Source organism: Haemophilus parainfluenzae, from assembly GCF_003252755.1.
Classification (GTDB): domain Bacteria; phylum Pseudomonadota; class Gammaproteobacteria; order Enterobacterales; family Pasteurellaceae; genus Haemophilus_D; species Haemophilus_D parainfluenzae_N.
In genome coordinates this window covers 84,887-109,557 of the sequence record NZ_QEPT01000001.1, presented here as the reverse complement: position 1 = coordinate 109,557, position 24,671 = coordinate 84,887, and the positions used below count along the sequence as shown (strand labels likewise).

Genomic DNA, 24,671 nt, shown 5'->3' with positions numbered 1-24,671 from the left:
AAATTCACAACGCCAGACTTTTCGTATAGAATGGGGAAATTATTTTCAATTTATTGAGAAATTTATGAGCAATACAGAACACACTCTAGAAAATGCGGAAAATACCCGCACACACAATTTCATTACTCAAATTATTGATGAAGATTTAGCTTCGGGTAAACACAAAAGTGTTCATACTCGTTTCCCGCCTGAGCCAAACGGCTATTTGCACATTGGTCACGCAAAATCGATTTGCTTAAACTTCGGCTTGGCAAAAGAATATAACGGTTTATGTAACCTACGTTTTGACGATACCAACCCGGTGAAAGAAGATGTGGAATATGTGGATTCCATTAAAGCTGATGTGGAATGGTTAGGCTTTAAATGGGAAGGCGAGCCGCGTTATGCGTCTGATTACTTCGATGCACTTTATGGTTATGCGATTGAGTTAATCGAAAAAGGTTTAGCGTATGTGGATGAACTTTCTCCAGATGAAATGCGTGAATATCGCGGTACATTAACTGAGCCAGGTAAAAACAGCCCATATCGTGATCGTAGTGTCGAAGAAAACCTCGCGTTATTTGAAAGAATGAAAAACGGTGAGTTTGCCGAAGGTACATTAAGTCTTCGTGCGAAAATCGACATGGCTTCACCATTTATGGTCATGCGTGACCCTGTGCTTTACCGTATTAAATTTGCGAGCCATCACCAAACTGGTGATAAATGGTGCATTTACCCAATGTACGATTTCACTCACTGTATCTCTGATGCGATTGAGCGTATTACACACTCTTTATGTACATTAGAGTTCCAAGACAACCGTCGTTTATATGACTGGGTGTTGGAAAATATCAGTATTGAACGTCCATTACCGCATCAATATGAATTCTCTCGTTTAAATTTAGAAGGTACGTTAACGTCTAAACGGAAATTATTGAAATTAGTGAACGATGGCATTGTAGATGGTTGGAATGATCCGCGTATGCCAACCATTTCAGGTTTACGTCGTCGCGGTTATACCCCGGCTTCGTTACGTGAATTCTGCCGTCGTATCGGTGTGACTAAACAAGATAACGTCGTAGAGTATTCTGCGCTTGAAGCATGCATTCGAGAAGATTTAAATGAAAATGCACCACGTGCAATGGCGGTGATTGATCCTGTTCGTGTAGTGATTGAAAACTTTGAAGGCGAAGAAACCTTAACGGCGCCAAATCACCCGAATCGTCCTGAATTAGGTGAACGCCAATTACCATTTACGAAAGAGCTTTATATTGATCGTGCAGACTTCCGTGAAGAAGCAAACAAACAATATAAACGTTTAGTGTTAGGTAAAGAAGTGCGTTTACGTAACGCCTACGTGATTAAAGCTGAACGCGTAGAGAAAGATGCAAATGGTGAGATTACTACGATCTTCTGTACTTACGATCCTGAAACCTTAGGTAAAAATCCAGCTGATGGTCGTAAAGTGAAAGGGGTAATTCACTGGGTATCTGCAGTACATAATCACCCCGCGGAGTTCCGTTTATATGAACGTCTCTTCACCGTACCAAACCCAGGTGCAGCAGAAGAGATCGAAAGCGTGTTAAATCCAACCTCTTTAGTGGTGAAACACGGTTTTGTAGAACAAAGCCTTGCAAATGCAGAACCTGAAAAAGGTTATCAATTTGAACGCGAAGGTTATTTCTGTGCGGATAACAAAGACAGTCGTCCAGAGCACTTAGTGTTTAACTTAACCGTAAGCTTAAAAGAAGGCTTCTAATTCTAAACAACAAAGTGCGGTCACAAATTACGTAAATTTTGACCGCACTTTTTTATTGGTTTCACTATGCAATTTGAATCTCATTTTTGGCAAAAAAAATCGCTCCTTGAAATGACGGAATCCGAATGGGAAGCCTTATGTGATGGCTGCGGAAAATGCTGTTATCGAAAATACATTCAAGGGCGAGGCAAGCGTGAAAAACTCTATTACACACGCATTGCTTGCAATCTCTTAGATGTGGAAACAGGAAAGTGTCGTAATTATCCTGAACGTTTTAAGATTGAGAGTGATTGTACGAAACTAACCAAAAAGAATTTGCCTGATTTTGGTTGGTTGCCGAATACTTGTGCATATCGTTTATTGTATGAGGAGAAACCTTTGCCCGAATGGCATCCCTTAATCAGTGGCGATCCTGACTCTGTGAAAAAAGCAGGCATTTTAATTCAAGATGGTGTACACGAAGAAGATGTCATTGATTGGTTTGAATTTGTGACTGAAACTGAATAAATTTTCACTAATAGACTTTTTGAAATTTGTTTTTTGATGTAGGTCACAATTTGCAATGTTGGTAATTGTATTTCAATTGCACTTACTTATAATACTTAGTAAGTATTATGTAGAAGTATTATTCGTTGTATGCAAATGTCCTTATCATTCAAACAATCTGCTAAACATCTTGGCATTTCGTTTTCCCATTATGATATTGATGGGCATTTAATTGATGCGTCGCCAACCAGTATTGATTATTTTATCGAGCAGTTGCAATTTCCGCCGAATATTGGACAAAATCAGCCGTTCCAAAATGTCATATGTGCCTTTAAAAACGAACCCATTCATGATGATTTAACCGCGTTTTCTTCTCCTCCTGATGCTTCTTTGCGTTATCAATTGCTTGACGAGCAAAACCAAATTCAGTTTGAAAATACAATTCCATATTCAACCGCACTTTCATTGCCTGCTTTGTCTTTTATCTATTATCGTTTAATGCTTTTTGTCTCTCAACAAATGAGAAAATGCAATCGGTTGTAAATTAATTAAGCTTCTAAAGCATAAAGGAGTATGTTATGACGAAACTAGTCACGCAATCAGTAATTAATTCATTTTTTGATGGCAAACATGCCGATCCTTTTGCTGTATTAGGCATGCATGAAACTCATAATGGTATTGAGATTCGTGCGTTATTACCCGATGCAGATAAAGTCGAAGTGATTGATAAAGAAAGTCAATCCATCATTGTCGCTCTCGAAAAAGTGGATGACCGTGGATTTTTTACTGCGATTATGCCAGAGATTCGTCATTTCTTTGCCTACCAATTAAAAGTGTATTGGGGCGCAGAAGCCCAAATTATTGAAGATCCATATCGCTTCTATCCGATGATGAATGATTTAGACCAATGGCTATTAGCAGAAGGTTCATTATTACGTCCTTATGACGTATTAGGTGCACATTTCTCCGAATGTGATGGTGTGCCAGGCGTGAATTTCCGTGTATGGGCACCGAATGCGAAACGCGTTTCATTGGTAGGTGATTTCAACTATTGGGACGGTCGCCGTCATCCAATGCGTTTCCATCCCGCAAGTGGGGTGTGGGAATTATTCTTACCAAAAGCTAGTTTGGGTCAACGCTATAAATTTGAATTAATTGATTGCAATGGCAACCTTCGTTTGAAAGCCGATCCTTATGCATTTAGATCGGAATTACGTCCAGATACCGCATCAGAAATCAGTATGTTACCGGATGTAGTCGAAATGACGGAGCAACGTCGTAAAGCGAACCAACGTAATCAACCTATTTCGATTTACGAAGTGCATTTGGGATCATGGCGACGTAATTTAGAGAATAATTTCTGGCTTGATTATGACCAAATTGCGGATGAACTCATTCCTTATGTCAAACATATGGGCTTTACTCATATTGAATTTTTACCGCTCTCCGAATTTCCATTCGATGGCTCTTGGGGCTACCAACCGATAGGCTTGTATTCTCCAACCAGCCGTTTCGGTACGCCTGAAGCTTTTAAACGTTTAGTCGAAAAAGCACATAAAGCAGGCATTAATGTCATTTTAGACTGGGTGCCAGGACATTTCCCAAGTGATACACATGGTTTAGTGGCATTCGATGGCTCGGCGTTATATGAATATGCAGATCCACGAGAAGGTTATCACCAAGACTGGAATACTTTGATTTACAACTATGGTCGTAATGAAGTGAAAAACTTCTTATCCAGCAATGCTCTGTATTGGCTTGAACGATTTGGTCTAGACGGTATCCGTGTAGATGCAGTAGCATCGATGATTTACCGTGATTATAGCCGTGCTGAAGGCGAATGGATCCCGAATCAATATGGAGGGCGTGAAAATTTAGAAGCGATTGAGTTCTTGAAACACACCAACTGGAAAATTCATTCTGAGGTGTCTGGCGCGATTTCCATTGCCGAAGAATCTACTTCTTTTGGTGGTGTAACTCATCCGACAGAAAATGGTGGACTTGGGTTTAATTTCAAATGGAACATGGGCTGGATGAACGATACCCTAAGTTATATGAAACTCGATCCGGTTTATCGTCGTTATCATCACGACAAAATGACCTTTGGGATGATCTATCAATACAGCGAAAACTTTGTATTGCCACTTTCTCATGATGAAGTCGTACACGGCAAATGCTCGTTACTCGGTAAAATGCCTGGCGATGCCTGGCAAAAATTTGCTAACTTGCGCGCTTACTACGGTTATATGTGGGGCTATCCAGGCAAGAAATTATTATTCATGGGGAATGAATTTGCTCAAGGTCGTGAATGGAATTATGAAGAAAGCTTGGATTGGTTCTTACTTGATGAAAACCATGGTGGCCTATGGCATAAAGGTGTATTGCAATTAGTCAAAGATTTGAACGGAATTTATCAAAAAAATGCACCGCTCTTTGAATTAGACGGCGAACCTGAAGGTTTTGATTGGTTAGTGGTAGATGATGCGGAAAATTCAGTCTTTGCTTTTGAACGTAAAAGCAGTAATGGCGAACGCATTATTGTGATCAGCAACTTCACCCCTGTGCCACGCGAAGGCTACCGTATCGGTGTGAATGCTGCGGGTGAATACGAAGAAATTTTAAATACGGACTCAATGTACTATCAAGGTTCAAATGTAGGTAATTTCGGGTCAGTGAGAAGCGAAGCGATCGCAAGTCACGGACGTGACTATTCGATTAGCGTGATCATTCCGCCACTCGCAACGATCTATTTAAAATATAAAGCATAACAATAGCGAAGAACACGATGTTTAGTATTTATAACAATGGCAAACCTTCCCCAATGGGATATTCGCAAACGCTGGAAACCAGAGTAAAAATTTCGAATTTTGCACTGTTTTCTAGTGCGGCGGATGCTATTGAACTTTGCTTGTTCCGTGATGGCAAAGAAAGCCGTTTTGCCATGAGCAGAACCGATGATATTTGGCATGTGGCAATTGAAGGTGTCGAGCTGAATGATGAGTATGCTTTTAGAATCACAGGCAAAAATGACCGCACTTTAGCTAATCCGCAAAAGTTAATACTTGATCCTTATGCGAAAGCAGTCACTCATAAACCAGATTTAAGTTCACCAGAAGCCTGTTCAATTTTCGTGTTAAATGATGAACGAGATAATGCAGCGGTTGCACCTAAAGGTCGCATTGTGGATGAACATTTTGATTGGTCAGGGGATTGTAAGCCGTCTATTCCTTGGGCTCAAACCATTGTTTATGAACTGAATGTTAAAGGATTTAGCCAATTAAATTCCTGTATTCCAGAAAATATTCGGGGCACTTATGCGGCTTTAGCACACCCAGAAAATATTGCGTATTTTAAATCATTGGGTATTACTAGCCTTGAATTGCTTCCAGTGAATTTCTTTATTGATGAACCGCATTTGCAAGAAAAAGGATTACGTAATTATTGGGGTTACAATCCACTAGCTATGTTTGCTTTAGAACCAAGTTATGCCGCTGATCAAAAACAGCCTTTAAATGAGTTTAAAAGCATGATCAAAACCTTGCATCAAGCGGGCATTGAAGTGATTTTAGATGTCGTATTTAACCATACGGCTGAATCCGAAAAATCATTTTCTACATTTTGTCAGCGTGGTATTGATGATGAAACCTATTACTGGCAAAACGAGCATGGAGACTACCTCAACTGGACGGGATGCGGCAATATGCTCAATCTTGCTAATGATGTTACTCGCAAATGGGTATTAGATTGTTTACGTTACTGGGTAACAGAATGCCATGTGGATGGTTTTCGCTTTGATTTAGCCACAGTGCTGGGGCGTGAAACGCCTGATTTCAATCCGAATGCAAAATTGTTTGTGGAAATGGAACAAGATGACGTTCTACAAAAAATTAAATTAATTGCAGAACCTTGGGATATAGGCCATTACGGTTATCAAGTTGGGTATTTCCTCGCTTATTTCTCTCAATGGAATGATCGTTTCCGTGATGATATGTGCCGTTTTTGGCTATGGCAAAGTGGTGAGGTAGGCGTCTTTGCTGAGCGTTTTGCTGGCTCTAGCGATATCTTTAATCGTGAAGATCGATTACCACATGGCAGCTTGAACTTTATTACAGCCCATGATGGTTTTACGTTGCGAGATTTAGTGAGCTATAACCATAAACATAATGAAGCTAACTGTGAAGAGAACCGTGATGGACGGAATGAAAACTATAGCTACAATCATGGAATTGAAGGTTCTCAACTGGATTTAGCAGATGAATGGCAAAGTGCGGTTGAAAAACGTCGTGTTTTATCGGAAAAAGGTTTATTAGGCTCTTTATTACTAGCAAATGGTGTACCCATGCTACTTGCCGGAGATGAGTTCGGCAACAGCCAATATGGCAATAACAATGCCTATTGCCAGGATAACGAAATTACTTGGTTAAAGTGGGATGATTTTAACCAAACCTTATTTGACTTCACCAAACAAACCATTGCATTGCGAAAAAAAATTAAAAGTTTGCAACAGGAGGCTTGGTGGTCGGATGAAAATGTCGTGTGGTTGAATACTGGGGGAAACCCGATGACCCTAGACGATTGGCATAATCGGGAAAGCAAAGCCCTACAAATCATGTTGGACGGCAAGTATCTTTTCTTAATTAATGCAAAAACTGAACCGCAATCTTTTTATTTTCCAAGTGGTAAATGGAAAAAGATTGCCGAAACTGAAAATAGCGTGATTCAACAATGTGATGTGAGCGGTATAGCATTTGAAGTGTTGGAACATATGGATGATGAAAACGATGGAGTTTGTTATGAAAAGTGATCTTAATAAATATGAATTAGTTAAAGGTACTTTAGTGCTTATTTTGGCTGGTGGTCGTGGTTCCCGTTTACATGAATTAACCGATAAACGTGCTAAACCTGCGTTATATTTTGGCGGTAATCGTCGCATTATTGATTTTGCGCTTTCCAACTGTATTAACTCAGGTCTGAATCGCATTGGTGTCGTGACCCAGTATGCCGCTCACTCTTTATTACGCCATTTACAGACAGGTTGGTCATTCTTACCACAAGAGCGTGGTGAATTCGTTGATATGCTACCTGCTCGTCAACAAATTGATGATTCTACATGGTACCGTGGTACAGCGGATGCGGTATATCAAAATATGGCGATTATCCGTAATCACTATCGTCCAAAATACATTTTGATTCTTGCAGGTGATCATATTTATAAACAAGATTACAGTGTCATGTTAATGGATCACGTGAGAAGTGGAGCAAAATGTACAGTAGGTTGTATTGAAGTACCACGTTCTGAAGCGAGTGAATTTGGTGTGATGGCGGTAAACGAAAATCTTAAAGTTAAAGCCTTCGTTGAGAAACCAAAAGATCCACCAGCGATGGTTGGTAAACCAGACATTTCATTAGCATCAATGGGGATTTATGTCTTTGATGCAGAGTATCTCTATAAAATGTTAGATAGAGAAGTAAATACGCCTTGTACATCACATGACTTTGGTAAAGATGTCTTGCCAAAATGCTTGGAAGAAGGCGTGCTTTATGCACATCCATTCAGCCGTTCTTGCATGGGCAGAAATACTGAAGGTGAGATTTACTGGCGTGATGTGGGTACGCTTGATAGCTTCTGGCAATCTAATATCGATTTGGTTTCAGAAAATCCACAATTAGATATTTACGATCAAAGCTGGCCAATTCGTGGTAATCCAGTACAGGCTTATCCGTCTAAATTCTTCTATAAAAAAGCGAATGTAAAACCGGTAGATAACTCGCTTATCGGTGGTGGCTGTGTGATTATAGATGCATCTATTAGTAATTCTGTGTTGTTTGATAGAATCAAAATTGATGAAGGATCTTCTGTTGATCACTGTGTTGTGTTACCACAAGTACAAATTGGTAAAAATTGTACGTTGAAAGATTGTATTATTGATCGCCATTGTATTATTCCAGATGGTATGGAAATCGGTGTAGATAAAGCCCTAGATAGTAAACGTTTCCGTGTGAGTTCTACTGGTAAAGTTGTACTTGTTACATCAGCAATGTTGAAAAAATTGCAGGGTGAAGAAGTCACAAACGAAGAACATTTGGATTAAAGTGCGGTCAATTTTGACAGTATTTTTAATGAACTAAAAAGATTGTGCTGTTATCAATGACAACACAATTTTAAGTATAAAAGGAAAATTATGAGAGTTTTACATGTTTGCTCGGAGCTGTATCCCTTACTCAAAACTGGCGGACTTGCCGATGTTTTAGGGGCGTTACCTTTTGCACAAAAAGAAATTGGTATTGATACACGTATTTTGTTGCCGGCTTATCCAAAAATTTCATCGGGTATTGAGAACACACATGTTGTGACAGAATTTGATAATTTTGCAGGCCATGTTGTATTACGTTATGGCGAATACAATGGCGTAGGAATTTATCTGATTGATGCGCCGCATCTCTATTGGCGAGAAGGGAACCCTTATCACGATACAGATTACAATGATTATGCCGATAACTATAAGCGTTTTGCTTTATTAGGCTGGGTGGGTGCCGAGCTTGCGACAGGCTTAGACAGTTGGTGGCGAGCAGAAGTGGTTCATGCTCATGATTGGCATGCGGGCTTAGCCGCCGCTTATCTCTTTAATAAAGGTCGTCCTGCAAAATCAGTATTTACGATTCATAACTTGGCATATCAAGGACAATTTGCCCACCGTCATTTACATGAAATTGGATTGCCAGAAGGGATGTTCCATGTTGATGGTTTAGAGTTATTTGGCCAAATTTCATATTTGAAAGCAGGTCTCTATTATTCTGATATGGTCACAGCAGTGAGTCCAACTTATGCGAAAGAAATTACCACACCAGACTTTGCTTATGGCTTACAAGGCTTGCTAACGGGTTTACGTGAAGCAGGTAAGTTGGTGGGGATTTTAAATGGCGTAGATCAAGAAATTTGGCATCCAAGTTGTGATGCTTATATTCAGCATCACTACAAATTAAAATCCATCGCAGGCAAGAAGAAAAATAAAGCCGATTTACAAGCTTATTTTAATTTACCACAACAATCTGATGCACTCTTATTTGTGATGGTGACTCGCTTAACCGAACAAAAAGGCGTGGATTTATTGATTGCCACAGCGGATGAAATTGTTAAACAAGGCGGCCAATTAACCATTCTCGGTTCAGGTGCAAAACATTTGGAAGAGGGGATTTGCCAATTAGCACAACGTTACCCAGAAAATATTGCAGTAAAAATTGGTTATGATGAAGCACTTTCACATTTGATGGTTGCCGGTGGTGATGTTATTTTAGTACCAAGTCGCTTTGAACCTTGTGGATTAACTCAATTATATGGGTTGCAATATGGCACATTGCCGCTTGTTCGTGCAACGGGAGGATTAGCTGATACCGTGACAAACAGTACAAGTGAAACCATTAAATCGCGTACCGCAACAGGTTTTGTATTCCAAAAAGTCGAAGCAGATGATTTACGAAGTGCTATCCAGCATGCCTTTGCTTTGTGGCAAAAACAACGTGTTTGGGCGATGGTTCGTAATAATGCCATGGCTCAGGACTTTAGTTGGAAAAATGCAGCCGCTCAATATGAGCAGCTCTATTTAGGCATTTTAGATTCATAATTAAATGGATTGACTCCCTCTTCAAAATAATCGCCTTTGAAGAGGGGGATTTTTGTTGTTTTTTTCGTAAAAAAGCTTAAAATTTGCGCGATTTTTTTATTGAGGTTTTACTTTCTATGATCATGGACAATTTTGATTCGCCATTTCTTTACAACCGGCCAAGTCTTGATGTTGAAGACGTAAAAAAAGCAATTGTTTATAAATTAATTTTCTTAATTGGTCGTTCACCAAAAGAGGCGAGTCAACGTGACTGGCTCAATGCGACACTTTATGCTGTACGTGATTTAGTGACTGAAGGCTGGATTACCACCGCTCGTCAATCTCGTGCAGAAGAAACTCGCCGTGTTTATTACCTTTCTATGGAATTCTTAATCGGCCGTACACTTTCTAATGCGATGATCGCAGAAGGTGTTTATGACGTGGCAGAAAAAGCCCTGGCTGAATTAAATGTTGATTTGGAAGAGATTATTGAAAAAGAAGTGGATCCAGGTCTAGGTAACGGTGGTTTAGGTCGCCTTGCAGCTTGCTTCATGGACTCACTAGCAACATTAGCAATTCCAGCGATGGGTTACGGTATTCGTTATGAATACGGTATGTTCCGTCAAAAAATTGAAAATGGTCAACAAGTTGAACGTCCAGATGATTGGTTAGAAAAAGGTGCACCTTGGGAATTTATGCGTCCATCAAAACGTTTCAGCATTGATTTTGGTGGTCATATCTATTTTGAAGATAAAAAATGTATCTGGAATCCGGCTGAAAAAGTGACCGCACTTGCATACGATCAAATGATTCCAGGTTATAAAAATGACTCGGCATCAACCTTACGTTTATGGTCTGCGCATGGTGGTGAGGTGTTCGATTTAGCGGAGTTTAACCGTGGTGATCACTTAGCGGCGGTGGCAACGCGTTCAGCTAACCAAAACCTTTCTCGCGTACTTTATCCAGATGATTCTACCTGGAATGGTCGTGAGTTACGTTTACGTCAAGAGTACTTCTTGGTATCTGCATCTTTGCAAGATATTCTACGTCGCCATTTAAGAACCCATGGTACACTGGATAATCTTGCTGATAAAGTAGCGATTCACTTGAATGATACCCACCCGGCATTAGCCATTCCTGAGTTGATGCGTATTTTAATCGATTTACACGGTTACTCATGGCAAAACGCTTGGGATGTGACTCGTCGAATCTTCTCTTATACTTGCCATACTTTAATGTCAGAAGCATTAGAAACCTGGCCGGTAGAAATGATGGCGAAAATCTTACCGCGTCATTTACAAATGATTTTTGAAATTAATGATCATTTCCTAGAGTATGTGAAAACTTATGTCACGACTGATATGGACTTTATCCGTCGCGTTTCACTGATCGAAGAAGGATATCAACGTAAAGTGCGCATGGGCTGGTTGTCTGTTGTCGGTTCACATAAAGTGAACGGTGTCGCAGCAATTCACTCAGATCTTATGGTTTCTTCTACTTTTGCTGATTTTGCACGTATCTATCCGGAACGTTTCACCAATGTGACAAACGGTATTACACCACGTCGTTGGCTTGCGGTAGCAAATCCGAAATTAGCGGCTTTATTTGATCAATATATTGGTTCTGAATGGCGTTGCGATTTAAGCCAAATTGAAAAACTTAAAGCGTTTACAGATAAAGGTGAATTTAAGCGTGCTGTTGCAGATATCAAATACGATAACAAAGTGAAATTAGCTCAATATGTGAAGAAAACACTTAACATCGATTTAGATCCGCATGCATTATTTGACGTTCAAGTAAAACGTATTCACGAATACAAACGCCAAATACTTAATGTGCTACACATTATTGCTCGTTATAACGAAATGTTGGCTCACCCAGAAAAAGATTGGCAGCCTCGCGTATTTATTTTAGCGGGTAAAGCGGCTTCGGCTTACTATGCGGCAAAACAAACCATTCGTTTAATTAACGATGTCGCAAATGTCATCAATAACGATGAGCGCTTAAAAGATCGTTTAAAAGTTGTATTTATCCCGAACTACAGCGTAAGTCTTGCACAATTGATCATTCCTGCTGCAGATATTTCTGAGCAAATCTCTCTTGCAGGAACAGAAGCATCAGGTACCAGTAACATGAAATTTGCCTTAAATGGTGCGTTAACATTGGGTACACTTGATGGTGCGAACGTTGAGATTTTAGATAATGTTGGTGAAGACCACATCTTTATCTTTGGTAATACGGTTGAAAAAGTGGAAGCATTACGTCGCGAAGGTTATCGTCCGTTTGATTATTATCAAAATGACGAGCAATTACGTGAAGTCATTGAACAAATCATTCGTGGTGATTTCTCTCCGGAAGAACCGAACCGTTATCACTCTCTCATTCAAGGTTTACAATACCACGATTACTATCAATCCTTTGCTGATTTCCGCAGTTATGTGGAAGCGCAAAAAGCGGTAGATAAAAAATATCAAGATCGCGATGTATGGATAGCAAGTACCATTCAAAATATGGTGAATATAGGCTTTTTCTCATCAGACCGTACGATTCTTGAATATGCGAAAAATATTTGGAAAATTGAGCCGTTAAAACTCGAGAAGTAAGTTCTTTTCCACTCATAGAAAACCCTGTCGGATTATTTCCACAGGGTTTCTTTTTATGCTAAAATCCACCGTCAAATTTATTGTTCATTCAGATTAGGAAAAAGTATGAAAGTTTTAGAAGGTGCGGTAGCTGCGCCAAATGCTAAAATCGCAGTAGTGATTGCTCGTTTTAACAGTTTTATTAATGAAAGTTTATTAGAAGGTGCGGTAGATGCATTAAAACGTATCGGCCAAGTGAAAGATGAGAATATTACAATCGTTCGAGCACCAGGTGCGTATGAACTTCCATTAGTAGCACGTCGTTTAGCTGAAAGCAAAAAATTTGATGCGATTGTAGCATTGGGTACAGTAATCCGTGGTGGTACAGCTCACTTTGAATATGTGGCTGGCGAAGCAAGCAGCGGTTTAGGTCAAGTAGCAATGCAAGCTGAAATCCCAGTAGCATTCGGTGTTTTAACCACTGAAAACATTGAACAAGCTATCGAGCGTGCAGGGACCAAAGCAGGTAATAAAGGTGCAGAAGCTGCATTAACTGCCCTTGAAATGGTGAATCTTTTACAACAAATTGATGCGGCATAATTCAAATGACAGAGAAAAAAGAACCTGTAAAAAAAGTATCGCCACGTCGTAGAGCGAGAGAATGTGCGGTTCAAGCATTATATTCTTGGGCGCTCTCTGGTAATGCGCCAGAACAAGTGGAACTCACTTTCGTTGTGGATCAAGATTTAAAAGGTGTGGATAAACCTTATTTTAGCCGCCTTTTCCGTCAAACCGTTGCGAATGTAGAAGCCGTTGATTTTTCAATGAGCCATTATTTAGATCGCGCATTGGATGAATTAGATCCGATTGAAAAAGCGATTTTACGTTTAGCGGTTTACGAACTTCAATTTGAGCCAGATGTACCGTATAAAGTGGCGATTAATGAGGCAATTGAAGTGGCGAAAGTGTTTGGTGCAGATGAAAGCCATAAATACATTAACGGTGTATTGGATAAAGTCGCTCCTGCATTAGGTCGCAAATAATTATTCAAATGTAGGGTAGACAAATGTCTGCCCTTTGTTTTTTGGTGCGCAGATAAAATGAGTACAGGTGAATTTGATCTTATAGGGCGATATTTCTCAATACAAAAAGGCAATCAATACTTTGTTGATTTTAGTATTGGGGATGATTGTGCGATCACTCATATTCCAGAAGGCTATCAGCTTGCCATTACCAGCGATACGATGGTCGAGAGCACGCATTTTTTATCTTCCATTTCTCCAAAAGATTTAGCGTATAAAGCTATCGCGACAAATCTAAGTGATTTAGCCTCTATGGGGGCGAAACCTGCTTGGATTTCTCTTGCGCTGACATTACCTGAAGTTGATGAAAACTGGCTAAGCCAATTTAGTCAAAGTCTGTTTGATACATTAAATCAATATGATGTGACGTTAATTGGTGGCGATACAACGAAAGGCCCACTTTCTATAACTATTACGGCACAAGGTTTCGTACCCAAAGGAAAGGCTTTATTCCGACATAACGCGAAGGTTGGAGATTTAATTTATGTATCGGGCTCGTTAGGTGATAGCGCGGCGGGTTTAAATTGGATCTTACAGGGTAAAAGTGCGGTCGATTTTGATACTGAATTTTTAGTAAAACGCCATTTTCACCCAACACCACGCGTTGAATTAGGTCAAGCCTTAGTGAATGTAGCGCATTCATGCATTGATATTTCAGATGGTCTCGTTGCCGATTTAGGGCATATTTTAACGAGAAGCCAATGTTCAGCTGAGATTGAATTATCAACCTTGCCTTTCTCTACATCACTCAAAAAAACATATAGCTTAGAAAAAGCAGAAGCGTTTGCATTAAGTGGCGGGGAAGATTATGAACTTTGCTTTACAGTTCCTGCAAACAAAAAGGCCGAGATTGAAAAGTTATCCCAATCGTTGAATATACCTTGCACTTGCATCGGAAAAATTGTTCAGCAAAATAACAATCAGATTACTTTTTTAAAAGATGGACGTGTAATCAATTATCAAGCACCGTCTGGTTTCGATCATTTTAAGGATAAATAATGAATAGTTCACCACTTGATAGAGTTAGCTTAAAAAATCCAGTTCATTTACTTGCATTAGGTTTCGGTTCAGGATTAATTCGTCCAGCACCGGGCACATGGGGAAGTTTAGCTGGAACGATTTTAGGTTCGGCATTATTAGCTTGTCTTGGACTAAAAATCTTCCTAATTTTGACCGCACTTTGCTTTGCGCTTGGCTGTTATCTATGCCAAAAAACCGCAGATGATATGGGCGTTCATGATCACGGTTCCATTGTTTGGGATGAGTTTATTGGGGTATTTATTGTGTTAGCCGCGATTCCAACTTTGTCGTTCCCTTGGATTGTGATTGCCTTTGTATTGTTTCGTTTCTTCGATATTTTAAAACCTTATCCAATCCGATACTTTGATCAAAAACTGGAAAGCGGTTTTGGGATTATGGTGGATGACGTTTTAGCGGCAATCTATGCTGTTATCGTGATCGTGATACTACGTATTGTAGGCTTACCATGCTAAATTTGATGATTATTCATCTTGTTGGTTTACTTTCGCCAGGCCCTGATTTTTTCTATGTCAGCCGAATTTCTGCCATGAGTTCCCGTCGAGAAGCTATTGGTGGCGTGATTGGGATTACCATTGGCGTACTAATTTGGGCAACGGCTGCCGTTTTAGGACTCGCCATTATTTTTGCTACCATGCCAATTATTCAAGGCATTGTGATGATGCTTGGTGGTTCGTATTTAGTTTATCTCGGCATTAAAATGGCAAAAGTAAAAACCAATGCGGTCTTTGATGAAAAGCAGAATGCAAATACATCAAATCAATCGACTTTAACGAGCATTATGAAAGGCTTATTGGTCAATTTATCTAATGCTAAAGTAGTGATTTATTTCAGCAGTGTGATGTCATTGGTTTTAGTGAATATTACCGAAACATCACAAATATTGACCGCACTTGCCGTGATTACCGTAGAAACCTTTTTATATTTCTACATCATTTCGGTGCTTTTCTCTCGTTCTGTTGCAAAACAGTTTTATAGCCAATATAGTCGCTATATTGATAATGCCGCAGGGCTGATTTTTATTTTCTTCGGAATCTATTTAATTTATAGTGGCGTTCAACACGCTTTAATTTGATTAAAAAAGGACAAAACATGACATTAAAAATTGCGATCGCCGGTGCAGGCGGAAGAATGGGGCGTCAATTAATTCAAGCTGTACATAATGCAGAAGGGGCAGAATTAGGTGCTGCTTTTGAACGTAAAGGTTCCTCTTTAGTCGGCGCAGATGCTGGCGAGCTTGCGGGGATTGGTGCATTAGGTGTCAAAGTATCAGATGATTTAAATGCAGAAAAAGATAACTTTGATTTGCTGATTGATTTCACGCGTCCGGAAGGCACGCTTGAGCATATTGCATTTTGTGTCGCTAATAATAAAAAGATGGTAATTGGTACCACAGGTTTTGATGATGCAGGCAAAGCCGCAATTCAAGCTGCATCGGAAAAAATTGCCATTGTATTTGCATCCAACTTCAGTGTGGGTGTGAATTTGGTGTTTAAACTATTAGAAAAAGCCGCCAAAGTGATGGGCGATTATTGCGATATCGAAATCATTGAAGCACACCACCGCCATAAAGTGGATGCACCATCGGGTACCGCACTTTCTATGGGCGAACATATTGCGAAAACTCTTGGTCGTGATTTGAAAACGCATGGCGTATTTTGTCGTGAAGGTATTACAGGCGAGCGCAAACGTGATGAAATTGGTTTCTCTACTATTCGAGCCTCAGATGTAGTAGGTGAACATAGTGTCTGGTTTGCCGATATCGGTGAGCGCGTTGAAATTGCTCACAAAGCATCAAGCCGTATGACCTTTGCGAATGGTGCAGTGCGTGCAGGTAAATGGTTAGAAAAACAATCTCACGGATTGTTTGATATGACAGATGTGTTGGATTTGAATAATTTATAAAGAGTAGATAGGATTTTTTAATTCACTTATTAAATAACGATCCGTACATGTTATGTGTGGATCGTTATATTTATGTATGGTAAATATTTAGTTTATAAATATTGAATAGGATTATTACAGTTTATCTGTGGGATAATTATTTAATAATTTTTAACCCAAAACCAAGAAAAAAAGAATGAATCAGAATATCGTAGATATTATATATTTTAATAATAATGAATGTATTATGACTATTACTTTCCCATATGAATGGGATTATGAAGGTATGGAATATATACAAGATAAAATAAATTTATATTTACATTATGTAGAAAGCGATCAAATTTATAATAATTACCCAAGTTTTAAAGTAGACGCTGTTCGTTTTAGAGTAGTGTATGACAGTAGATTAACAAAAGATGCTGAGGTGTTTTTAAATAATTTAGGTTCTGCATTAAATAATATTAATGTGTTGTTTGATTATTTTTCTACTAATGAAATAGAATAGATAAACCTTTGCTAGCTGGATCTAATAAGTTTCTAGATTGCAATAAAAACTAATCAGTTAATTGAGCAAAATAGTAATAATGATGCGATTTATAATAACAGTAATAAAACTTTCAATAATAGTTTCTTTGGGAATGTTGCTTTTGTATGTTATGGAGTGCATACAATATGGTGAAGTTAAGAGCTTTATTGATTTTCTAAAGACAACTTATCCTTATTCAATTTTGGCCGTTTTAGTGGGAATGTTGGCGAAAGAGAAAATAGATCATTAATATAGAGATATGTTATAAAATTTGCATCTTATAGTTCTATTTCCAAATCACTTTCCACCCGACAGCAACACAGTAAAATCTCATCGGGTTGGATAAAGGCAAGGGGCGCTTCAGCGTAAGACACCTTGCCTTTTTTTATCTTCACGCGACAAGAACCACAATAACCTGAACGACATTGATATTCATGGTGAATTTGATGTTGTTCTAAAAAGTTAAGCAGAGAAGTTTGGTTATCGAAATCTAAGGTGATTTGGCGCTGAATAAGGTGGATTTTCATGAAACAAAATAAAACAAAATTTTGCTCATTATAGAAGAAAGAGAAGTAAAACTCACGGCTCTTTTGTTGTAATATAGCGAGCTAATATTCATCATAAGGGAAGAACATGCAAACCTTTCTAAAATTAACGTTAATTTCAACCGCACTTTTATTAACGGCTTGTAGCACCATTTCAAAAGAGCCGGTTAAGCATATTGATATGTACGTAAAGCCTTATTACGATGCCAGAGATGGGCGACTTGAACAGATTAATGTGAATAAAGATATTGATGCGTTATTACTGAAAAATACACAAAAAGATTTTGAAAGTGCGGTCAATATTATTGAGAAAAAAGTGGATTTTGTTTCCCCGATGACAATGTTTGCACTTTCTGCTCGTGCTTATGATTTTGGTTTACGTGATGAAGCAGTAAAATGGTTTTATCGTGGGCAAAACCGTTTAATCACCGCTTTATATGTGTTGGATTTAGATAAATTAACAGTATCGAATAATACAGCATTTGGGCAATTAGTGGGACAGCATGTTAATCCCTATGCGTTCTGTGATTTGAATAAGCAACACAAGGCAGCGCAAGATGCGATTGACTGGGCGAAAAATCACCCATATCAGACTGTATTTTTACCTCAATTACCAAGCAAACATCCAGATAGAAAACAGGCATTAAAAGAAGCAGAGGCAAAACTTGATGCGCGCCTAGTTGAGCAAGACCGCTATTTTGCTAATCCTGAAAATAAAGCGAAATGGGAAAAAGAACGCCAAGATAACTTGGTAAATGAGCGATTTTGTTGGTGATTTTAAAAAAATTTAAAAATCTTAAGGTTGCTTAAGATTTCATTAAGATTTGTTGTGTTTAATAAGCATCAACAAGGCAGCAATGAGGATAATCCTTCGCTTTGAAACATGACTATTTATGCTTAATTTTATTTAGGAGAACATGATGAAAAAATTAGCTTTAGCAACCCTTTTAGCTTTATCTACTTCAGCAGCATTTGCTGGTTTTAATGGTAACACTGCACAAGGTGGCTTCCAAGGTAGTAACCAAGGTCAACAACTGACTGTTAAACAAGCATTATCTGCGAAAGATAATTCTATGATTACCTTAGTCGGTAACATCACTCAACAAATTGATGGTGATGAATATATTTTTACCGATGGTACAGACCAAATCAAATTGGAAATTAAAAACCGCGTTTGGAATGGCTTAAATGTGGGACCTCAGGATAAAATCCGCGTTTACGGTAAACTAGACAATGAAATGTTTGAAAAACCAGAGCTTGAAGTCATTAGCGTTGAAAAAGCGCAATAATTCATATAATTTGAAGTGGTGGGCAAAAGCCCGCCATTTTTTGTTTTGAGAAAGGTAAAAGTGCGGTCAATATTATGCGAGTTTTATTAGTAGAAGACGATCCTCTCATCGGCAATGGTCTGCAAATTGGTTTAACGAAATCAGGTTTTATTGTAGATTGGTTTACTGATGGGCAAAGTGGATTAAATGCCTTAATTGGTGCACCTTATGATGCGGTGGTATTGGATTTAACCCTGCCTAAACTGGATGGTTTGGATGTATTAAAACAATGGCGCTCAAATAATCAAGATGTGCCTGTATTGATCTTAACTGCACGTGATACATTGGATGAACGGATTAAAGGCATTCAACAAGGTGCCGATGATTATCTTTGCAAACCTTTTGCTTTGGCTGAAGTGGTGGTGAGATTACAAGCATTAATTCGTCGTCGTTATGGGCAAGTCAAACCGCAGATTGAGCATGGCAATGTCAAACTCGATCTTGCACAGCGTAAGGCTTGGTTGAATGAGGATGAAATTACATTAACCGGACGTGAATATAAATTACTCGAGCTTTTTATGCTGAATAAAGAACGAGTGCTTTCACGTGCAACCATTGAAGAAAAATTGTCAAATTGGGATGAAGAATTAAGTAGTGGTGCATTGGACGTACATATTTATAATTTGCGTCAAAAGCTGGGTAAACAATTTATTCGTACGGTACATGGCGTAGGCTATGCTTTAGGACAAGTTAATGAAAAATAAACGACTGAGTTTTCGTCTCTTAATCGGTTTAAGTTTGACCGCGCTTTGTGTGTGGTGCGTTGCCACGGCTGTTGCTTGGACGGTTGTTAAAAAAGAAGTCAAAGATGTCTTTAATGCACAGCAGGTGCTTTTTGCTGAGCGTTTGGCAACGTCTGATTTGAAAAATGTATTATTAGGCGAAAATGCGAATTTTCCACGTGGTGGATTTAAACCACAGAAACGTCATTATGATAATGATGCATTGGCCTTTGCCATATTTTCTAACAAAGGTGAAAGATTATTAACCGATGGTGATAATGGCGACAAATTTATTTTCCAAAATAAAACCGGATTTAGTAAAGCGCATATTTTAGATGATGACGATGAATGGCTGATTTATTGGCAACCTGTCGGTAAAGGTGAACTTGTCATTGCGGTGGGACAAGAATTGGAATACCGCGAAGAGTTGGTCAATAAAATGGTCTTCAGCCAAACAGGGATTTGGTTTGCTGGATTACCAATACTATTATTGGTTGCGTTTATTGTGATTTATCGTGCATTAAAACCAATTAATCGATTGAGTCGAAACGTACAAGCTCGTCGCCCTGGAGATGTATCATTATTAGAAACCGATAATGTACCAACAGAGATTCTACCGTTAGTCCAAAACTTAAATCAATTTTTCACACGTACCAGTGAGCAGCTAGAACGGGAGCGCCGTTTTGTTTCTGATGCAGCACATGAATTACGTAGTCCATTAGCGGCATTGCGTATTCAAACAGAAGTCGCACAGTTAGCTGGCGATGATGCACAAACACGTGAAACGGCTTTAGCGCATTTAACCCAAGGTATCGATCGGGCAACTCAATTAATCGAACAGCTTCTTACGCTTTCCCGCTTAGAGAATCTCAAAGAATTAGATAACCTTGCTGATATTCATTGGTCGGAAATTATCACTTCGCTTATTGGTGATTTATATTTTAGTGCACAACAACGCCAAATCGAATTACAGTTTGAGCATCAGGGAGATCCTGCCGTTAAGCAAGGGCAGCCATTATTACTTGCACAAATGCTACGAAACTTATTAGATAATGCCATAAAATATTGTCCTCAAGGCACTCTGGTTCGTGTGATTTTACAGCCACGTAAAATTTTTATTGAAGATAATGGCAGTGGTGTTGCGCCAGAAGAATTAGCGAAATTAGGGCAGCGTTTTTATCGTCCTGCAGGACAAAATGAAAAGGGAAGTGGGCTTGGATTGTCTATTGTGGCAAGAATAGCAGAATTGCATCACTATCGTTTCCGATTAGACAATATTGAAGCTAACGGGCAAATTCAAGGTTTGCGAGCTATCATTGAGTTATAAAAAAAGGGCGTTTAATACGCCCTTTTTGTTAAAACATTCCACCAATTAATTCCAATCGACCTTTCTCAACTTTAATTTCTTTGGCGAATTTCTTAATCAGCATTTGTTTCATGTCACTTTCATCCAAGGTGTAAACAGGCATCCGACTTAATAATGCTGCAACACCATCACTTAATAGCGGCATAACATCTTGGAGTTGATCCATCACACTATTAGGTTCGCCAGACCAGCGTAAAATTCGTAGATTTTTTAAATAAAGCGCCCCTTCTTGTGCGTTATACTCTGGAACGGCATCAAAGGTTAAATGCAATTTAGCTGGATAGGTTTTACCGGATAAACGAATAAGCGTATCAACTAAGCCACTCATTTCAACACGATTGCTTTCAGTTTGCCCGATTTTAGTTACTAAATCTTTCAGTGCGTAATCCACAGAAAATAATCCTGGAATACCGAGTTTGTCATTAATCGTGCCTTTTTCACTTAAATATTGGTTAATTTGTTGCTCGCTGATACTGAAGGGAGAGGCTTGTACAGATAGCGTACAGAAACCTAAGGTCAGTATGGTAAGCACTTTTTTCAAAAAATGCATATTTTTCTCCTTGATTGAAAAAGAATGAAAATTTTGTAGAATGTATCGCTTATCTTTTCAATACACAATAAAAATTTAAGTAGAGATTATGACTTCGTCACTTAAAGACCATGTGCAAAAGCTTCTTGAAGAACATCGTGGAGAACGTGTTTTCCGCTTTGAATATTTAGGGAAACATTATTGGTTAAAGCAACCCGAGCAATTAAAAGGGATATGGTTATTATTAAAACCACATCCAAAACAACATTTTAAAGAAGAGTGTGAAATACTACAGCATTTAAATAATATTGGTGCACCAGTACCTAAATTATGCGGTTTCGGTGATGATTATTTAGTATTGGAAGATGCAGGGCCAACATTAAACATCTGGCTGAATGATGAAACATTGTCTTGGGCAGAAAAATCACATATTTTGCATTCAGCGATAGAAATATTGATTAATCTTCATCAACAAGGCATTATTCACGGTCGTCCAGCTATACGAGATATCGCATGGAAAGATGGTAAAATTAGTTTTATGGACTTTGAATCTCATTCAAAAAGCCATAATGAACATTGGTTGATTACACGTGATATGCTAGCATTTTTAGACAGTTTATGTCGTGTGAAAAGCTTAGATGATGAAAAGCTTAATGAATTATTTGATTATTATAAATCTCACTGTCCGACAACTTATTGGGTTGATATGTTGTCATATGTGAAAAGATTTCATTGGCTTTATTATCTTTTACTTCCGTTCAAACCGATTGCACGAACTGACTTATTGGCCGTTTATCGGTTATTTGAACATTTAACAAAGGAAAATCTATGAAAAAATTATTTTTAGTGGCTGTATTAAGTGCTTTGGTGAGTGCTTGTTCTGTTGGCGTAGGTGCTGGTGGCGGTAGTAATGGTGTAGGCGTTGGTGTCGGCCTTGGTACTGGCTTTGGATTCTAACTATCACTTTAGATAAAGCAAAGTGCGGTCAAAAAATCTTATGTTTTCAAGAAAATTAGTAGAAATCGCTTGATCTTTTGATTTAGATCACTATAATACACCCATATTTCGGACGCGGGGTGGAGCAGCTTGGTAGCTCGTCGGGCTCATAACCCGAAGGCCGTCGGTTCAAATCCGGCCCCCGCAACCAATAACAAGTTCAGTAAAAAGAACCCCAAATTTGGGGTTTTTTTGTACGAGAAATTTAGAAACTGGGCTTAGGTTCATTGACGAACCTAACCCTTTTTTTATGTCTGAATTTTAAGATTAGGAGCAAAAATTGGCAACATTAGAACAAAAATTGCAAGAAATGCTTCAAGGTGCAGTAGAAGACTTAGGCTGTGAACTTTGGGGGATTGAATGCCAACGTGCAGGTCGTTTTATGACCGTGCGTTTATTCATTGATAAAGACGGTGGCGTAGGCGTTGATGATTGTGCTGATGTAAGTCGTCAAGTGAGCGCGATTTTAGATGTGGAAGATCCAATTGCGGATAAATATAACCTAGAAGTATCATCACCAGGTCTTGACCGTCCATTATTTACGCTTGAACAATTCCAACGTTATGTAGGCGAGGATATCGCCGTACATTTACGTATTCCCGTTTTAGATCGTCGTAAATGGCAAGGTAAATTGGAAAAAATTGAAAATGACATGTTGACACTTATTGTTGATGGTCAGGAACAAGTTCTTATTTTTGGCAACATTCAAAAAGCCAATGTAATCGCAAAATTTTAAAGGAGAAAAAGGAAAATGAGTAAAGAGATTTTGTTAGCTGCTGAAGCAGTATCTAACGAGAAGTTATTGCCACGCGAAAAGATTTTTGAAGCGTTAGAGAGTGCGATTGCACTTTCAACGAAGAAGAAATATGACTATGAAACCGATATTCGTGTGTCTATCAACACCAAAACAGGGGAGTTTGATACATTCCGTCGCTGGTTGGTGGTTGATGAAGTTAAAGTGCCAACAAAAGAAATGACATTAGAAGCGGCACAATTTGAAGATCCGAATATTCAACTCGGTGACTATGTCGAAGATCAAATTGAGTCTATCGCATTTGACCGTATTGCAATGCAAACCGCTCGCCAAGTAATCAGCACTAAAATTCGTGAAGCTGAGCGTGCAAAAGTGGTTGAGCAATTCCGTTCTGAAGAAGGCAAAATTGTTACGGGTACGGTGAAAAAAGTAAATCGTGAAAGCATCATTTTAGATTTAGGCAATAAAGCTGAAGCTGTGATTATGCGTGAAGATATGCTTCCACGTGAAAATTTCCGTCCAGGCGATCGTGTTCGTGGCGTGCTTTATAAAGTGAACCCGGAAAGCAAAACCGCACAATTATTTGTAACTCGTGCAAAACCTGAAATGTTAATCGAGTTATTCCGTATTGAAGTACCGGAAATTGGCGAAGAAATGCTTGAAATTCGTGGTGCGGCTCGTGATCCAGGTTCTCGTGCAAAAATTGCAGTGAAATCTAATGACAAACGTATTGACCCAGTGGGTGCATGTGTGGGCATGCGTGGCGCACGTGTTCAAGCGATTACCAATGAATTAGGTGGCGAACGAGTGGATATCGTACTTTGGGATGATAATCCGGCACAATATGTAATTAATGCGATGGCACCAGCTGATGTGACTTCAATTATTGTTGATGAAGATAATCACTCAATGGATATTGCGGTTAATGCTGATAACTTAGCACAAGCAATTGGTCGTAACGGTCAAAACGTACGTTTAGCGACACAATTAACCGGTTGGACATTAAATGTCATGACTACCGAACAATTAAATGAAAAACATCAAGCAGAAGATACTAAAGTATTAAATTTATTCATGGATAAATTAGGTCTTGATGAAGAGTTTGCTCAAATCTTAGTAGATGAAGGTTTTACTTCATTAGAAGAAGTGGCTTATGTTCCTGTGAGCGAACTGAGTGCAATTGATGGTTTAGAAGATGAAGATCTTATCGAAGAATTACAAGGTCGCGCAAAAGATGCCATTACTGCAGCTGCTGCAGCTGAAGAAGAAGCCTTGAAAAAAGCGAATATTGAAGATCGTTTATTAAATCTTGAAGGGATGAATCGTCACATTGCCTTTAAATTAGCTGAAAAACAAATTACTACGCTTGAAGAACTTGCTGAGCAAGGTGTAGATGATTTAGCTGATATCGAAGAATTAACCGCAGAGCAAGCCGCTGACTTTATTATGGCTGCGCGTAATATTTGCTGGTTTAGCGAAGAGTAAGGAGTT

Annotated in this window: 25 protein-coding genes and 1 tRNA gene; 24 read left to right on the top strand and 2 right to left on the bottom strand. The window is 38.9% G+C overall.

Annotation, left to right across the window (positions count from 1 at the left end; all coding sequences use genetic code 11):
* Positions 1-64 precede the first annotated feature (64 nt).
* From glnS to DPV95_RS00435, 15 genes are all read left to right on the top strand, one after another.
* A complete protein-coding gene (glnS, locus tag DPV95_RS00505; RefSeq protein ID WP_049365844.1) occupies positions 65-1,738 on the top strand; it encodes a glutamine--tRNA ligase in 1,674 nt (557 codons plus the stop codon).
* 66 nt (positions 1,739-1,804) lie between these two features.
* On the top strand, positions 1,805-2,245 hold the full coding sequence (locus tag DPV95_RS00500; protein ID WP_049355663.1) for a YcgN family cysteine cluster protein: 441 nt from the start codon (positions 1,805-1,807) through the stop codon (positions 2,243-2,245).
* A gap of 129 nt (positions 2,246-2,374) precedes the next feature.
* Entirely contained in the window at positions 2,375-2,767 is a 393-nt protein-coding gene (locus DPV95_RS00495) for a hypothetical protein (RefSeq protein ID WP_049366966.1), read from the top strand.
* 35 nt (positions 2,768-2,802) lie between these two features.
* Entirely contained in the window at positions 2,803-4,992 is a 2,190-nt protein-coding gene (glgB, locus tag DPV95_RS00490) for a 1,4-alpha-glucan branching protein GlgB (protein ID WP_049366967.1), read from the top strand.
* 17 nt (positions 4,993-5,009) lie between these two features.
* Entirely contained in the window at positions 5,010-7,028 is a 2,019-nt protein-coding gene (glgX, locus tag DPV95_RS00485; RefSeq protein WP_049366969.1) for a glycogen debranching protein GlgX, read from the top strand.
* Positions 7,018-8,316, top strand: a complete 1,299-nt coding sequence (glgC, locus tag DPV95_RS00480) for a glucose-1-phosphate adenylyltransferase (protein WP_049366970.1) — start codon at positions 7,018-7,020, stop codon at positions 8,314-8,316. The genes glgX and glgC overlap by 11 nt, the downstream gene beginning before the upstream one ends.
* A 90-nt stretch (positions 8,317-8,406) precedes the next feature.
* On the top strand, positions 8,407-9,846 hold the full coding sequence (gene glgA, locus DPV95_RS00475; RefSeq protein WP_049366972.1) for a glycogen synthase GlgA: 1,440 nt from the start codon (positions 8,407-8,409) through the stop codon (positions 9,844-9,846).
* A 116-nt stretch (positions 9,847-9,962) separates the two neighbouring features.
* Positions 9,963-12,428 (top strand): glycogen/starch/alpha-glucan phosphorylase, encoded by a 2,466-nt coding sequence (locus DPV95_RS00470; protein WP_049366974.1) that lies wholly within the window; start codon positions 9,963-9,965, stop codon positions 12,426-12,428.
* A 105-nt stretch (positions 12,429-12,533) separates the two neighbouring features.
* Positions 12,534-13,007, top strand: a complete 474-nt coding sequence (ribH, locus tag DPV95_RS00465; RefSeq protein WP_005695997.1) for a 6,7-dimethyl-8-ribityllumazine synthase — start codon at positions 12,534-12,536, stop codon at positions 13,005-13,007.
* A gap of 5 nt (positions 13,008-13,012) precedes the next feature.
* Positions 13,013-13,450, top strand: coding sequence for a transcription antitermination factor NusB (gene nusB, locus DPV95_RS00460; protein ID WP_049366976.1), 438 nt, complete (start codon positions 13,013-13,015; stop codon positions 13,448-13,450).
* A 57-nt stretch (positions 13,451-13,507) separates the two neighbouring features.
* Positions 13,508-14,488, top strand: a complete 981-nt coding sequence (thiL, locus tag DPV95_RS00455; RefSeq protein ID WP_049366977.1) for a thiamine-phosphate kinase — start codon at positions 13,508-13,510, stop codon at positions 14,486-14,488.
* The gene (locus DPV95_RS00450) at positions 14,488-14,982 is read left to right on the top strand and encodes a phosphatidylglycerophosphatase A family protein (protein ID WP_049366978.1); all 495 of its coding nucleotides are present in this window, start codon (positions 14,488-14,490) and stop codon (positions 14,980-14,982) included. The genes thiL and DPV95_RS00450 overlap by 1 nt, the downstream gene beginning before the upstream one ends.
* Positions 14,976-15,602 carry a LysE family transporter gene (locus DPV95_RS00445; RefSeq protein ID WP_049366980.1) on the top strand — a complete coding sequence of 209 codons (627 nt, stop codon included), beginning with the start codon at positions 14,976-14,978 and terminating at the stop codon, positions 15,600-15,602. The genes DPV95_RS00450 and DPV95_RS00445 overlap by 7 nt, the downstream gene beginning before the upstream one ends.
* Before the next feature lie 17 nt (positions 15,603-15,619).
* Complete coding sequence (dapB, locus tag DPV95_RS00440; RefSeq protein WP_049366981.1) at positions 15,620-16,432, top strand: 4-hydroxy-tetrahydrodipicolinate reductase; 813 nt, start codon at positions 15,620-15,622, stop codon at positions 16,430-16,432.
* Between the two features lie 175 nt (positions 16,433-16,607).
* Positions 16,608-16,919, top strand: a complete 312-nt coding sequence (locus DPV95_RS00435) for a DUF6572 domain-containing protein (RefSeq protein WP_049366982.1) — start codon at positions 16,608-16,610, stop codon at positions 16,917-16,919.
* Positions 16,920-17,218: 299 nt separating this feature from the next.
* Here the strand turns inward: DPV95_RS00435 and yfaE are convergent, their stop codons facing one another.
* A complete protein-coding gene (gene yfaE, locus DPV95_RS00430; RefSeq protein WP_049365833.1) occupies positions 17,219-17,467 on the bottom strand; it encodes a class I ribonucleotide reductase maintenance protein YfaE in 249 nt (82 codons plus the stop codon).
* 106 nt (positions 17,468-17,573) lie between these two features.
* Between yfaE and DPV95_RS00425 the strand changes: the two genes are divergently transcribed.
* The 4 genes from DPV95_RS00425 (at position 17,574) to qseC (ending at position 20,862) form a co-directional block, all read left to right on the top strand.
* Positions 17,574-18,260: a hypothetical protein gene (locus tag DPV95_RS00425; protein ID WP_049366986.1), complete on the top strand. Its 687-nt coding sequence runs from the start codon at positions 17,574-17,576 to the stop codon at positions 18,258-18,260.
* 145 nt (positions 18,261-18,405) lie between these two features.
* Positions 18,406-18,774, top strand: a complete 369-nt coding sequence (locus DPV95_RS00420; RefSeq protein WP_049366987.1) for a YgiW/YdeI family stress tolerance OB fold protein — start codon at positions 18,406-18,408, stop codon at positions 18,772-18,774.
* A 74-nt stretch (positions 18,775-18,848) separates the two neighbouring features.
* On the top strand, positions 18,849-19,517 hold the full coding sequence (locus DPV95_RS00415) for a response regulator (RefSeq protein WP_049366988.1): 669 nt from the start codon (positions 18,849-18,851) through the stop codon (positions 19,515-19,517).
* Positions 19,507-20,862, top strand: a complete 1,356-nt coding sequence (gene qseC / locus DPV95_RS00410; RefSeq protein WP_049366989.1) for a quorum sensing histidine kinase QseC — start codon at positions 19,507-19,509, stop codon at positions 20,860-20,862. The genes DPV95_RS00415 and qseC overlap by 11 nt, the downstream gene beginning before the upstream one ends.
* A gap of 28 nt (positions 20,863-20,890) precedes the next feature.
* Here qseC and DPV95_RS00405 read toward each other — a convergent pair whose 3' ends face one another.
* A complete protein-coding gene (locus DPV95_RS00405; RefSeq protein WP_049366990.1) occupies positions 20,891-21,451 on the bottom strand; it encodes a YceB family lipoprotein in 561 nt (186 codons plus the stop codon).
* A gap of 88 nt (positions 21,452-21,539) precedes the next feature.
* Between DPV95_RS00405 and DPV95_RS00400 the strand changes: the two genes are divergently transcribed.
* The 5 genes from DPV95_RS00400 (at position 21,540) to nusA (ending at position 24,665) form a co-directional block, all read left to right on the top strand.
* A complete protein-coding gene (locus DPV95_RS00400) occupies positions 21,540-22,262 on the top strand; it encodes a BUD32 family EKC/KEOPS complex subunit (RefSeq protein ID WP_049366991.1) in 723 nt (240 codons plus the stop codon).
* On the top strand, positions 22,259-22,387 hold the full coding sequence (locus tag DPV95_RS10665; protein ID WP_005696016.1) for a hypothetical protein: 129 nt from the start codon (positions 22,259-22,261) through the stop codon (positions 22,385-22,387). The genes DPV95_RS00400 and DPV95_RS10665 overlap by 4 nt, the downstream gene beginning before the upstream one ends.
* Positions 22,388-22,500: 113 nt before the next feature.
* Positions 22,501-22,577: transfer RNA gene (locus DPV95_RS00395), tRNA-Met, on the top strand.
* Between the two features lie 129 nt (positions 22,578-22,706).
* Positions 22,707-23,162 carry a ribosome maturation factor RimP gene (rimP, locus tag DPV95_RS00390; RefSeq protein WP_049364144.1) on the top strand — a complete coding sequence of 152 codons (456 nt, stop codon included), beginning with the start codon at positions 22,707-22,709 and terminating at the stop codon, positions 23,160-23,162.
* A gap of 15 nt (positions 23,163-23,177) precedes the next feature.
* A complete protein-coding gene (gene nusA / locus DPV95_RS00385; RefSeq protein WP_049366533.1) occupies positions 23,178-24,665 on the top strand; it encodes a transcription termination factor NusA in 1,488 nt (495 codons plus the stop codon).
* Positions 24,666-24,671: the final 6 nt, after the last annotated feature.

Coding starts and splice junctions, on each gene's coding strand:
- glnS (WP_049365844.1), top strand. CDS start 65: ATGAGCAATACAGAACACACTCTAGAAAATGCGGAAAATACCCGCACA.
- DPV95_RS00500 (WP_049355663.1), top strand. CDS start 1,805: ATGCAATTTGAATCTCATTTTTGGCAAAAAAAATCGCTCCTTGAAATG.
- DPV95_RS00495 (WP_049366966.1), top strand. CDS start 2,375: ATGCAAATGTCCTTATCATTCAAACAATCTGCTAAACATCTTGGCATT.
- glgB (WP_049366967.1), top strand. CDS start 2,803: ATGACGAAACTAGTCACGCAATCAGTAATTAATTCATTTTTTGATGGC.
- glgX (WP_049366969.1), top strand. CDS start 5,010: ATGTTTAGTATTTATAACAATGGCAAACCTTCCCCAATGGGATATTCG.
- glgC (WP_049366970.1), top strand. CDS start 7,018: ATGAAAAGTGATCTTAATAAATATGAATTAGTTAAAGGTACTTTAGTG.
- glgA (WP_049366972.1), top strand. CDS start 8,407: ATGAGAGTTTTACATGTTTGCTCGGAGCTGTATCCCTTACTCAAAACT.
- DPV95_RS00470 (WP_049366974.1), top strand. CDS start 9,963: ATGATCATGGACAATTTTGATTCGCCATTTCTTTACAACCGGCCAAGT.
- ribH (WP_005695997.1), top strand. CDS start 12,534: ATGAAAGTTTTAGAAGGTGCGGTAGCTGCGCCAAATGCTAAAATCGCA.
- nusB (WP_049366976.1), top strand. CDS start 13,013: ATGACAGAGAAAAAAGAACCTGTAAAAAAAGTATCGCCACGTCGTAGA.
- thiL (WP_049366977.1), top strand. CDS start 13,508: ATGAGTACAGGTGAATTTGATCTTATAGGGCGATATTTCTCAATACAA.
- DPV95_RS00450 (WP_049366978.1), top strand. CDS start 14,488: ATGAATAGTTCACCACTTGATAGAGTTAGCTTAAAAAATCCAGTTCAT.
- DPV95_RS00445 (WP_049366980.1), top strand. CDS start 14,976: ATGCTAAATTTGATGATTATTCATCTTGTTGGTTTACTTTCGCCAGGC.
- dapB (WP_049366981.1), top strand. CDS start 15,620: ATGACATTAAAAATTGCGATCGCCGGTGCAGGCGGAAGAATGGGGCGT.
- DPV95_RS00435 (WP_049366982.1), top strand. CDS start 16,608: ATGAATCAGAATATCGTAGATATTATATATTTTAATAATAATGAATGT.
- yfaE (WP_049365833.1), bottom strand. CDS start 17,467: ATGAAAATCCACCTTATTCAGCGCCAAATCACCTTAGATTTCGATAAC.
- DPV95_RS00425 (WP_049366986.1), top strand. CDS start 17,574: ATGCAAACCTTTCTAAAATTAACGTTAATTTCAACCGCACTTTTATTA.
- DPV95_RS00420 (WP_049366987.1), top strand. CDS start 18,406: ATGAAAAAATTAGCTTTAGCAACCCTTTTAGCTTTATCTACTTCAGCA.
- DPV95_RS00415 (WP_049366988.1), top strand. CDS start 18,849: ATGCGAGTTTTATTAGTAGAAGACGATCCTCTCATCGGCAATGGTCTG.
- qseC (WP_049366989.1), top strand. CDS start 19,507: ATGAAAAATAAACGACTGAGTTTTCGTCTCTTAATCGGTTTAAGTTTG.
- DPV95_RS00405 (WP_049366990.1), bottom strand. CDS start 21,451: ATGCATTTTTTGAAAAAAGTGCTTACCATACTGACCTTAGGTTTCTGT.
- DPV95_RS00400 (WP_049366991.1), top strand. CDS start 21,540: ATGACTTCGTCACTTAAAGACCATGTGCAAAAGCTTCTTGAAGAACAT.
- DPV95_RS10665 (WP_005696016.1), top strand. CDS start 22,259: ATGAAAAAATTATTTTTAGTGGCTGTATTAAGTGCTTTGGTGAGTGCT.
- nusA (WP_049366533.1), top strand. CDS start 23,178: ATGAGTAAAGAGATTTTGTTAGCTGCTGAAGCAGTATCTAACGAGAAG.